Genomic DNA, 11440 nt, shown 5'->3' with positions numbered 1-11440 from the left:
TGGCAAGCGTGGTTCCTTCGCGGCAACGTAGGTCGCTGATGGCGTCGTCAGGATTCTCTCTAGCGCTTATGGAAAATAGTGTAACGCACGGCGCACCAAACTGATGATCAATGACTAGCGTAAGGGCTCCGTTTCGCGTTTCAGAGATGCGACTGAACTCAATAGGGAGTGTCGGCCCGTTTGGCTGCCACGGGCCATGGTGTGAATCGAAATCGGGGCGATGATCCCAAAGCAAAGAGCCCCAACCCAGTATCGCTGTCTTCATGGTCATGCGCCCTCTTCATCTTAGCGACTCATTTCCAGCACTCTACTGCCAGCGTCCATTTTCTTGCTTCATCAGCAAGGTCAGCTGCGGTCTTCTCCCACGAGAAGTAGCTACTGCGCGTGGTGTACGGAACCTTGTGCGCATCGAGAAAGGACTTCAGAGTCTGTCCACTAACGGCGAAATTGACATTTTGACCGACCTGCCCGGTCGCCTTCGTCATCTTCATATCGTCAAGTTTCATTGACACCACTCCGACCACTTCTCCTTTCTTGTTAAGTACGGGACTGCCACTCGAACCAGGTTGCATCGGCGCAGTGATTTGAATCTGGTTGGTGTTGTTGCCAAGCCCCGTCAGCGCACTGACGACACCTGGCGAAAGATTGCCGCCAGACGACAAGACCGCATTGAGCGGAAAGCCAAACGCTACTATTTCTTCGCCTTGCCGCAGCCTCCCCGGTTCGAGCGCTATGGTCGCCGTGTCCGTGACGGCGCCTTGCAGCTGCACCAGAGCCAAGTCATTGACTTTGTCGGCGATGAGCAGTTTCGCGACATCGTCGCGGCCTTGAATGCGAAGTTCAAGGCAATCCCCAGCCACGTGCTGGTTGGTTATGGCATGCCCCGTCTTGCTAACGAGAAAGATGGTGCCGGATCCACGCTTGCTCCGGGCGTCAGGGGTGGCTGATGGTGCAGGATGGACAGCGGTTCCTTCGCGTACAAGTATCTCTCCCTTCTTCCAGTTGGATGCAAGGCGTTGCGCTTCAGTTCTTTCATTGGCAGAGAGGCTAGATTCGATGGCGTCGCGAACCGTAGCGCCAGTCTCTTCCCCGCCCGCAGCTGCCAAGCTTGACCACGCGTAACCGAGAACGACATCCTTGGCCACGCCTTCGCCTCGGTAATAGCTCACGCCTAGAGCAAGTTGCGCTTCCACATGCCCCTGAGCAGCAGCTTTCTGCCACCACTCCACAGCCTTGGCATGGTCCTTGGCTACGCCTTCGCCATTGTCATACGCCGCGCCAAGGCTCCACTGCGCGTTGGCTGTCCCTTGGGCTGCCGATTTCCGCCACCACTCCACAGCTCTTGCCAGGTCCTTCGGAACACCGATGCCATCTTGGTAACTAAGAGCCAGCATGTTCTGTCCGTGGGCGTTCCCCTGTGCCGCTGATTTCTGGAACCATGCAACGGCTTTTGCGGAGTCTTTTGGGACGCCTTCGCCTAACACGTACAGGACACCGAGGTTGGCCTGCGCCTGGGCGTCCCCCTGTACCGCTGATTCTTGGAGTAATTCAACAGCTTTCACAGAGTCTTTTGGAACACCTTCGCCTTCGGCGTATATGGTGCCAAGGTAAGCCTGCGCCCGGGCGTCCCCTTGTGCCGCTGATTTTTGGAGTAATTCAACAGCTTTCACAGAGTCTTTCGGAACACCTTCGCCTTTATCATACGCACGACCCAGCGTGTATTGTGCTCTTGCATCCCCACTCGCCGCTTTCTTGACAACCTCCGCTAGTTCCTGCTCGGGCGACAACTTCGCCTCTTCGTGAGCCGCAGGCGACACTTGCACGCCATCCCCGCAACCACCGATGAAAGCCGCGAAGGCCTACCAATGCCACGAATCAACCGCTTGATTGGACCACGTATAAGCTGTTGATTCATAACGGTGCAATTTCGTGAGCTCGTGGACTTCGGCCTCCAGCGGACAGCGAGGCCGGAGAGAAGAATGGCCCGGAGAGAGTGAAAACGGCCAAATCCGGGCGCCCGCGGGAAACCACTCGAAGTCCACAGGAACCCGCACGAACCCGCGCCAACACGCGGGAGTAGGCAAAAAAAGACCAACCCGATGAGGGGTTGGTCTTCTTGTTTGGTGGGCCCGCAGGGACTTGAACCCTGGACCAAAGGATTATGCTTACCACTACGGCTTTCGCCGCCTCTTTCGAGTTTGTGGTCTGGACTATACCTTCCCGTTACAGGCTGGCCGTCTAGTCTCTACACCTTTCCCCGCACTGCCGGGGCTTGGCTCGGTATTGGCGTATCCCGGAGGGAGTTAGCTTCCACCGAATTTGACCAGTTCTACCCGTCACCAGCGTCAAAGCTGGCAACGGGCAACCCATGAGGACACCCAGACATCTGACGATGTCCAGGCTGCCCTCGCTAAGTCCTCTGCTCTAACCAACTGAGCTACAGGCCCGGGGCGTATTCTACAGGCTTCCAGCCCGATGACCACAGGCCCTGGCCGCATTGGCGCTATCGCTTGCCGGTGGCGGGCATGCTGGCGCTGTACAGCCGACCTTCAGGCGTGCGCACTCCCCGTCCGACTGGCTTCGGCTTCGACAAGGCAGTGTTGGATGCGCGTCATGGTCTCGGCGATATCTTCGTCGAGACCGATCGAAAAGCGGATCAGCCCTTCATGCAGGCCTGCTGCCTCGCGTTCTCGGTGGGATCTCGGACGAGGTGCTGTGGCCGGGTGTGTAAACAGGTCTTGAAATAGCCGAGGCTGACGGCCAGGTAGCCGACCTTGTCGCGGCATCAGCGTCATCAGGCGATTGGCGGCGGCATGGTCGCCGGCGTCGAGGGTCATCATTCCTCCCCCAGCCATAGCCCGGGTTCATCAGCCGGGCGAGCAGCGCGTGCTGTGGATGACTGGCCAGCCCCGGTAGTGCACCGTGTAACCGAGTGCGTCGAGCCCACTCGCCAGGTACAGTGCGTTGCGCCGTGCTGGCGCAGGCGGATGTGCAGACTGTGCAGGTTCTTCAGGATGCTCGCTACGCGCGTACTGTCGAGCACCGGGCCGAGCAGCATGCTCGGACCGGCGTTGATGTCGTTGATTCGCTGGTCGCTTCGGCACTCGAGCACTTCGATTCGCACTTCGCGCCCTATCTCCATTGCTTTCGAAGCCGGACCCGTTCGGTAGAAGACACCGCGCGCCGGTATCTGCACGGGCTGTTCCAGAGTTCGCGCCGTAACCTGGAGTGCATGGCGGAAACCGTATCCGACAGCCGCTATCAGCCACTGCATCATATGCTTAGCGAATCCAATTGGGATCGGCGCGCGGTGCGTCGGCAACTGGTGGTCGATGCCAACGCCCACTTCGGCTATCCCAGCGCTCTACTCCTGGACGAGAGCGCGTTCGGGAAGAAGGGAAACATGTCCGCGGGCGTGGCGCGGCAGTGGAACGGTCGCTTGGGGAAGGTCGATAACTGTCAGGTGGGCGTCTTCGCGGCGGTGACGCGCGATGGCGTAGCAAGCGTGGTGGATGCCGACTTGTATCTGCCGGAGAAGTGGGCCAAAGATACGACACGTTGCGAGGCGGTGGGGGTGCCTGAGGAGGCGCAGACGTTCCGCACCAAGGGCGAGATCGCTCTGGACATGGTAATTCGCCTGAGGCGGGAAGGCTTGCACTTCTCTTTCGTCGCCTTTGATGGCGGCTACGGGCACTTGCCCTGGCTGCTCGGGGAACTGGATGTCGAGGGAGAGATCTTCTTCGCTGAGGTGCATTCGGATCAGGCGATCTATCTCCAGGATCCCGCACCCGCGGTGGCGGCTCGTCGTTCGTCGAAGGGTCGAGCGCCCCGTCGGCTGCGGACCACGGCGGTGCCCATGACGGTGGCCGCGTGGGCAGCCACGCAGTCGGCATCCGCCTGGGGGCGTCTGTCGATCCGTGACGGCGAGAAGGGCGAGGTGATGGCCGACTATCTCACCCAGCGGGTGTGGGTCTGGGACGGCGAGGCGCCGTCGGCGAGCCGTTGGCATCTCCTGGTACGACGGGAACTCGATGGGACGAAACTCAAATTCGGCCTGTCCAATGCCAAGCCCAGGGCGTCTTTGCGCCGCTTGGCGGAAATGCAGGGAGCGCGCCATTTCGTCGAGCAGTCCTTCCGAGAGGCCAAGAGCGCCTGCGGCATGGCCGAGTATCAGGTCCGCCGCTGGCAGGCGTGGCACCATCACATGGCCCTGGTCATGATCGCCACCATGTTCCTGGCCAAGGAGCGCCTGGCCCATCGCGAGACGGCTGAACTGCTCTCCTGCCGTGACTTGATAGAGATCATGCGCCATCGGCTGCCTACCAAGATCGTCACCGACGAAGACCTCGCGGCATCCATCATCGATAGGCATCGACGGCGGCACAAAGCCATGGAATCCGCCTACAGAAAGCAAGCCGCCATGCTCTCAGCATTAGATTGAAAGACAATCTGACAAAGTAGAATTGAGTTGGCCGATGAACTCGCGTGACGAGGCGACGCAGCCGGCAACACAGTCGCTGGTGCCGTTGACGAACTTGGTCACGCGAGATGCACGACGACATCTGCGCCGTGACGCAGCGGTGACATGATCATCGAGGTGAAGGTGTTATCCACCACCAGCCGGGCACCACTCTCGTGCGCGATCGCAACCAGCGCTGGCAGGCCGCTGACTCCGAGCAAAGGATTCCTGAGCGACTCGCAGTAGAGCACACGCGTGCGCGACGTCATCATGCTTGCACAGGTCTACGAAGCGGGTGGTGACGCCGAAACGCGGCAGCAGGTTCTTCAGCAGCGCACAGGTGCCGCCGTAGATGCTGCGGCCGCCAACGACAAAGGAAGAGCGCCCGGCGCTACGCGTGGCAACCGCAGGATAGGCGGCTGCCGGCGCGCGACTCAAGCCGACAAACACCCGGACTGCCCTGAAAGCACTTGACCGTTGAGCAGGTTTTCTTTAACAGTGCACGGATGGAGCCATGCAAGGGTGCTTGCACCCGATCCGTACCCCCGCGTGTCCGGTTAACGCAGTGCAGCCCCCTCAGACGACCCGGTCGGCGTCGCCAGGGGAAATGCGTTGTCCGCGCGGCTCGCGGCGCTGGCGTTGCCCATCCGCGACGCATTGAAACTGGAGAAAGCTCCGCGATCGCTGCGTCAACGACTGGTCTCTGCGCTATCAGAACAAAGGAATGACAAGCATGAAAAGAGATTCACGCTTCCATATCGCGGTGGTTCCCGGCGATGGTATCGGTCCTGAAATCGTGGGCGCCTGCCTGCAGGTTCTCGACGTGCTCCACGAGCGTCTGGGTGGCATCGGCTTCGACTTTCGACACCTCGACGGCGGCGCCGCACATTACCAGAAAACCGGCGTTGCCTTCTCCGACGAAAGTATGGCCGAGTGCAAGAAGGCCGATGCCGTGCTGTTTGGTGCGATTGGTCTGCCTGAAGTCCGTTACCCCGACGGCACGGAAATATCGACGCAGTTTGATCTGAGGGCTGAAATGGACCTCTACGCCGGTCTGCGTCCGATCCGCAGCTACCCCGGCCTGCCGCTGGTGCTAGCCGATAAACGCGCCGCCCGGATTGACCTGGTTCTGGTTCGCGAGCAGACGGAAGGACTGCTGTACTCGCGCGGACGAGGTACTGTTGAAGAGGACAGGGTTGCCTGGGAAACAATGATGATCTCGCGCAACGGTAGCCGTCGCGTTTCCGAGTTCGCCTTCCGGGTTGCCGAGCGACGCGCCAGAAACCGGCGGCGTCCAGGCAGGGTCACCTGCGTCGACAAGGCCAACGCCCTCGCTGCAATGGCCTTCTTTCGGAAGGTATTCGGCGAGGTGGCGGCAAGTCACCCGGAGGTCAAGGCTGATTATGCCTACGTCGATGCCACGGCGATGAACCTGGTCAAGTCACCTTGGGATTTCGACGTTCTGGTCACCGAGAATGTGTTCGGCGGCATCCTTTCGGATCTAGCGGCTGGACTCGTTGGCAGCCTTGGTCTGGTGCCGTCGGCAGACATCGGTGAAAAGCACGCTGTTTTCCAGCCGGCGCACGGTAGCGCACCGGATATTGCGGGCCAGGGCATCGCCAACCCGGCGGCGCAGGTCCTCTCGGCCGCACTGATGCTCGACTGGCTGGCCGACCAGCATGCCGAACCGCGACTGGCGCATGGTGCGCGCATTCTGGAGCATTCAGTCGAAAAGGCCCTGACTGTGGTATGCCCGATCGAATTCGGTGGCCATGACGGCACGGCAGCGATCACCAGGGCGATCATGACGCAGATCCGCAAGGTCTGACGCACGCTGACCACCTGCGCGGCAACTGGCCTTGGCCACCAGGCTCGATCCATGGCCGCCGCAACACGGTCGATGAGGGCTGGGGGCTAGCTGATAGAATGGCGGCCTTCGACCCGAACAAGGATCTGTTCCATGAGTGCCAATCAGCCACCTGTCACAGCCGATGGTCCGCTACTTCAAACCGTCGAACGGCAAACCGGCGAGTCCCCCAAGTGTGCGATCATCTGGCTTCACGGCCTGGGTGCCGACGGACACGATTTCGAGCCGATCGTGGACGAATTCGATTTTGACCAGTTGCCGGCGCTCCGTTTCGTCTTCCCGCATGCACCCATGCGGGCGGTAACCATCAATGGCGGCTACGTGATGCGCGCCTGGTATGACATCGTTTCTCCCGACTTCGCGCCTGGACGTGAAGAAGCAGAGGGCGTGCGGGAATCGGCGCGACAGATCGAGGCGCTGCTTGCTCGCGAGAATGCACGCGGAATCCCCGACGCACGCATCGTGCTCGCCGGCTTCTCCCAGGGCGGAGTCATCGCCTTGTACACCGGGCTGCGTCATCCGCGGCGGCTGGCCGGTATCCTGGCGCTATCCTGTTATCTGCCGCTGACCGAGACACTGAGCACGGAGGCGCACAGGGCCAACCGCAACGTGCCCATCTTCATGGCGCATGGGCACGCTGACCCGGTGATCCCCTACGACCTTGGCAAACGCTCAAGCAAGCTGCTGAAAGCGCAGGACTATCCGGTACAGTGGCACGCCTATGCCGCCGAGCATACCGTGTGCATGGAGGAACTGACCGATATCGAAAACTGGCTGAATCGGGTGCTGGCAGACGTCTGCTGACGGTGCCGCCGCTCAAGTACCTGGCGGGTTATCCCGAAGACCTTCAGAGGGAGATCTGGGAGGCGATAAGACAGGGACACCTAGCCATCATGCTGCGCAAGAAATATCCGGGAACGCACGAGGTACGCAGTGGTGAAGCGCTCTACGAATACACCCTGGCGCTGAAAAGCCGCTTCCTGCGCAGTGCGGAGTCGCCGGCCAAGGTGGCCTTTGACAACCGCTTGCACGTCACGGCAAACGCTTTTGGACTCAACGGCCAGATTCCTCGGGTCCAGGGCAACCGGGTCAAGGCCAAACGCGAGATCCGGATCGCCAGCCTGTTCAAGGAGGTACCGCCCGAGTTTCTGCGCATGATCGTCGTCCATGAGCTGGCCCATCTCAGGGAACGGGAGCACGACCGGGCCTTTTACCAGCTCTGTTGCCACATGGAGCCGGGCTACCACCAGCTTGAATTCGATTTGCGGCTTTACCTGACTCTGCGCGACCTGGACGACTGGCCAGGCTTGCAAGAAGGATAGCAAGACCGCCGGCAGCAGCCACACACTCCCCCGCTGGCGCGCGCCGCTCGACGCCACCGCCGGAGTTGGCTACACTCGCATGGAATCCTTACCACTCAAGGGGAAATGCCATGCGCCGAGTCGTTTTCAATCAAAAGGGGGGCGTCGGCAAGTCTACGATCGCCTGCAACCTTGCCGCCATCGCCGCCACGCGGGGTCGGCGGACACTGCTGATCGATCTGGATCCGCAGGGCAATGCTTCCCGCTACCTACTCGGCAAAGCGCTGGACGAACAGAAGAAGACCCTGGCCCATTTTTTTGAAGATATTCTCGGCTACAAGCTGTTTCCCGAAACCCTTGCCTCGTACGTCGTTGTCACCCCGTTCGCCGATCTCGCCGTGTTGCCGTCCGACCCCAGGCTGGAGGAGGTACAGTTCAAGCTCGAATCGCGTTACAAGATGTACAAGCTGCGCGAAGCGCTGGACAAGCTTCAGGGTTATGATGAAATCTTCATCGATACCCCGCCCGCGCTCAACTTTTTCACCCGCTCGGCGCTGATCGCCGCCGATACCTGCCTGATTCCCTTCGATTGCGACGATTTCTCGCGTCGCGCCCTCTACTCGCTGATGGACAGCGTGCGCGAGATCCAGAGTGACCACAACCCAGCCCTACGCGTAGAGGGCATCGTGGTCAACCAATATCAGGCGCGCGCCAACCTGCCGCTCCGTTTGGTCGGTGAATTGCGCGCTGAAGGGCTGCCGATCCTTGACGCCTTCCTGTCGGCGTCGATCAAGATTCGAGAGTCTCACCATCTCGCCCAGCCGATGATTCACCTCGACCCCCGGCACAAGCTGAGCAACGAGTTTTCGGCGCTTTACGACCTGCTGTCTCAATAGGCGCAGGCGCCGGAGACCCACTCCCTGATCTGGCGATACACCCGTCGGTCGTTCAGCAGCCCCATGTGGCCGAGCTTGCCCAGCCTGGCACTCTGCACGTCGCCTTCGACTTCGTGCGCGATGGCACTGCCCAGCGGGACCAGACCATCGCCAACGAATTCACTGATTCGATGGTTGACATCTTCGGTCAGGCTGGCGCCGAGAAAGCGGAACGCGATCGCGTGCCGCCGGGCTGGAGCCCGCGGCGCACCTGGGCCGCGGCGCAGGTCCTTGATCCCCTGGCTGCGCGTTTGCGGCTATGCGGCCGAGCGGGCGAGTGACTGGCGAGAGGTTCAGCGCCGTGTTCGCGAGGTGTCCCAGTCTTTCAAGTGGTGAGCCGAGAGAAGGGGAGCCCAGACAGATCAACAGCCGGGTTGACGCCGGCCAGCGCATCGCTGCGGCGATCGCCTGATCGCAGGCACCCAGGGCGATCAGGCCACCCATGCTGTGGCCGACGATGACCAGTTCGCTGTCCGCTTGCGGCCAGGCGGTCAGCAGCGCCTCAAGCAGAACCGCCAGTCGCGTGCAGTTCTCGGCAATCGGCAGGCCCGTGTTGTAGCGCAGGTAGATCGGCGTGAGGGCGAACTCGGCCTGCAACTGGCGGCCGAAATGAGTTTCCGACTCGCTGGCCTCATCGCCGGCTTCCCAGCTATGCTCGTCGCAGCCCAGCCCATGCACGAAGAGGCAGAGGCGTTGGCCGGCCCGGGGGAAGGCGCTGCGCAGGGAATCGGCGGTCAGCGGCACTGCGGCGCCATGCACGTGGATCGCCATGTCGATCGCCAGCACGTTGTTGCTGGCCGCAAGATGATCGCCAAAAGCCCCGTTCAATGCGCTGCGAAGACCACTGGCGAGGCGTCCGGGTGGCTTGCTCGTGGAGAAGCCGGTGTGCTGCTTCTCGACCAGCGCGGCGGCGGCGAGGAGGCCCCCACTGCCGTGGTGGATCGCTGCGTAGACGCCGGCGACAATCGCATCATGAGCGGTTTGCACCAGCCGTGCTGGCCCGGAAACCAGCGGAATTCGCCGCAGGACGGCGAAAGACTTGCCGGCAATCGCGCCATGCATTTCCCTGACCCGCTGCGTGGTTTCCTGCACCGCGGTTCTGGCCACATGACTGTAACCTGTTTTGATCGGCCGGGCGCCGGCGGCGTGCTTGCCACGCGGCATGGGTGGTCCTCTGAAAGTGATGACGAAAAAGGCGGTCCGCGAGGCTTGCAAGCACTTGGCGCGTGCCTGGAGCCAGGACGGAGGGAAACTGCCGCGCAAGCCACCGGCAAGGTGCGGCGGCGAATCCAGCATCGCCGCTCAGCCTATTCTAACGGACACTCAGGATTTCCGGACTATCTGGCAAAGGGGTTGACTCAAGTGGCAGAGTGCCTGCCAAGCGTCTGTCCTTGCCCATCCGATTTTCAGCTATCATCCGCTTCGCGTCGAGTCGTCAAACGGCCGTGCACGAGGTGATGACGGGAGCACAGGATGTTGAGATTGCGCGTTGTTTCGTCAGATGGAAAGGATTTCCAGACGCCCCACGAAGTGGAATTCGACGAGGCTGGCGGCAGCATTGGGCGTCGGCCGGAAAATCGGTTGGCATTGCCATATGATCCCTCGGTTTCGACCGTCCACGCGACCATCGGTTTTCGCGACGGCCGCTACACCCTGACCACCCGGGGCAGAAATCCGAGTCGATTGAATGGTCGCGGGCTGAAGAATGGCGTCGAGGAGGCCATTGCGGATGGCGACCAGTTGGAGCTGGGTGGATCCGTGGTCGAGGTAATCATCAAGTCGCCAGACGGCGTTGTGCGCAAGCTGAGCTTCACTATGCTGGAGGACATCGCCCGTGACCTCTCCGCCGAGACGATCTGCTTTCCGACTTTCCTTGATATCACACTCAAGATTCGCAACGCTCTCAAGAATCCCAACCTGACGATCGACGAACTGAGCACCTTGGTCAGCGCCGAACCTCTGCTGAGCACCAAGGTGATTCGTCTGGCCAATGCGGTCGCCGTGAATCCGTCAGGGCGCGCGATCATTGCCATCAATGCTGGGATTTCGCAAGTCGGCATGGAGGCTGTGCGAGCGCTTTCCTTTGCCGTCGCCATAGAACAGTTGCTTTCTTCGAAGAGAATGGCCCCGTTCCAGCTACTGTCCGGGCGTCTGTGGGAACACTCGATGCACGTCGCTGCCCTGTGCCGCGTACTGGCGCGCCGACTGACCCGGATCAGTCCCGACGAAGCGATGTTCGTCGGTCTGATCCATGATATTGGAGTGTTCTATCTGCTGTCGCGGGCCGCGAATTTCCCACAGTTGATCGGCGAACCTGCCGAGCTCCATCAATTGCTGGTGCAGTGGCATGAGCACATCGGACACGCCTTGCTCGCGGCCATGGGCCTGCCAGACGAGGTGGTAACCGTAGTCCAGGAGCACGAGTTGCCGCGCACGGTGACAACGATCAAGACGCTGCCGGACGTGCTCTTCGTTGCCAACAAGTTGGCCAATATTCAGCATGGGTGGCGAGATCCGAAGTTCTGTGAACCAGTTGACACAGCTCCCTTGTCCGAGTTGTTCGATGCGGCGGCGCTGAGCGCCTTGCTTGCCGATTCGGCAGAAGACGTCGCCTCGCTGAAAAGTGCGCTGCATGTCTGAGGCGGCGTCGCGAACCCTTTTGCTGGCCCTTACAATAGCCTTGCATTTTCAACACACTTGATATAGATTCAAGATGACTTACTTGACTGAAAAAGGCAAACCCGTCGAAAGACGGGGACGCAAAGTCACCGGTCTAAAGGAAGCGGGATTCGTGCCGTTTCCAAAGATGGCGGGGCCGCCAGGCTAACCAAGGCGCTGTCCGGACAGGCGAAACTCCTTTGCGAGTTCTCGGTCCGCG

General features: G+C 60.9%; 11 protein-coding genes and 1 riboswitch. Of the genes, 6 read left to right on the top strand and 5 right to left on the bottom strand.

Features of this window, described 5'->3' with window-relative positions:
• Positions 1 to 293 precede the first annotated feature (293 nt).
• From V5B44_RS23320 to V5B44_RS23310, 3 genes are all read right to left on the bottom strand, one after another.
• The gene (locus V5B44_RS23320) at positions 294 to 1823 is read right to left on the bottom strand and encodes a tetratricopeptide repeat-containing serine protease family protein (RefSeq protein ID WP_332361433.1); all 1530 of its coding nucleotides are present in this window, start codon (positions 1821 to 1823) and stop codon (positions 294 to 296) included.
• A 726-nt stretch (positions 1824 to 2549) separates the two neighbouring features.
• Positions 2550 to 2840, bottom strand: a complete 291-nt coding sequence (locus tag V5B44_RS23315; protein WP_332361432.1) for a hypothetical protein — start codon at positions 2838 to 2840, stop codon at positions 2550 to 2552.
• On the bottom strand, positions 2837 to 3196 hold the full coding sequence (locus V5B44_RS23310) for a hypothetical protein (protein WP_332361448.1): 360 nt from the start codon (positions 3194 to 3196) through the stop codon (positions 2837 to 2839). Before V5B44_RS23310 ends, V5B44_RS23315 begins: the two co-directional genes overlap by 4 nt.
• Between V5B44_RS23310 and V5B44_RS23305 the strand changes: the two genes are divergently transcribed.
• Complete coding sequence (locus V5B44_RS23305; RefSeq protein WP_332361324.1) at positions 3089 to 4441, top strand: IS701 family transposase; 1353 nt, start codon at positions 3089 to 3091, stop codon at positions 4439 to 4441. The two genes, V5B44_RS23310 and V5B44_RS23305, sit on opposite strands and share 108 nt — an antisense overlap.
• A gap of 98 nt (positions 4442 to 4539) precedes the next feature.
• On the opposite strand, the gene V5B44_RS23300 is transcribed toward V5B44_RS23305, so the two are convergent.
• Positions 4540 to 4731: a PLP-dependent transferase gene (locus V5B44_RS23300; protein ID WP_332361431.1), complete on the bottom strand. Its 192-nt coding sequence runs from the start codon at positions 4729 to 4731 to the stop codon at positions 4540 to 4542.
• Positions 4732 to 5192: 461 nt separating this feature from the next.
• Here V5B44_RS23300 and V5B44_RS23295 point away from each other — a divergent pair, with 461 nt between their 5' ends.
• From V5B44_RS23295 to V5B44_RS23280, 4 genes are all read left to right on the top strand, one after another.
• Complete coding sequence (locus V5B44_RS23295; protein WP_332361430.1) at positions 5193 to 6287, top strand: isocitrate/isopropylmalate dehydrogenase family protein; 1095 nt, start codon at positions 5193 to 5195, stop codon at positions 6285 to 6287.
• A 132-nt stretch (positions 6288 to 6419) separates the two neighbouring features.
• Positions 6420 to 7130 carry an alpha/beta hydrolase gene (locus tag V5B44_RS23290; protein ID WP_332361429.1) on the top strand — a complete coding sequence of 237 codons (711 nt, stop codon included), beginning with the start codon at positions 6420 to 6422 and terminating at the stop codon, positions 7128 to 7130.
• 2 nt (positions 7131 to 7132) lie between these two features.
• Positions 7133 to 7648, top strand: coding sequence for a YgjP-like metallopeptidase domain-containing protein (locus tag V5B44_RS23285; RefSeq protein WP_332361428.1), 516 nt, complete (start codon positions 7133 to 7135; stop codon positions 7646 to 7648).
• 110 nt (positions 7649 to 7758) lie between these two features.
• The gene (locus V5B44_RS23280) at positions 7759 to 8523 is read left to right on the top strand and encodes a ParA family protein (RefSeq protein WP_332361427.1); all 765 of its coding nucleotides are present in this window, start codon (positions 7759 to 7761) and stop codon (positions 8521 to 8523) included.
• Positions 8524 to 8682: 159 nt separating this feature from the next.
• Here the strand turns inward: V5B44_RS23280 and V5B44_RS23275 are convergent, their stop codons facing one another.
• Positions 8683 to 9726 (bottom strand): esterase/lipase family protein, encoded by a 1044-nt coding sequence (locus tag V5B44_RS23275; RefSeq protein ID WP_332361426.1) that lies wholly within the window; start codon positions 9724 to 9726, stop codon positions 8683 to 8685.
• Between the two features lie 309 nt (positions 9727 to 10035).
• Here V5B44_RS23275 and V5B44_RS23270 point away from each other — a divergent pair, with 309 nt between their 5' ends.
• Positions 10036 to 11202 (top strand): HDOD domain-containing protein, encoded by a 1167-nt coding sequence (locus tag V5B44_RS23270; RefSeq protein ID WP_332361425.1) that lies wholly within the window; start codon positions 10036 to 10038, stop codon positions 11200 to 11202.
• Between the two features lie 84 nt (positions 11203 to 11286).
• Positions 11287 to 11385, top strand: a riboswitch (cyclic di-GMP riboswitch).
• Positions 11386 to 11440: the final 55 nt, after the last annotated feature.

This window comes from Candidatus Accumulibacter necessarius (genome assembly GCF_036625085.1).
Note: the sequence above shows the minus strand (reverse complement) of the source record. Positions and strands in the feature narration are given on the sequence as shown.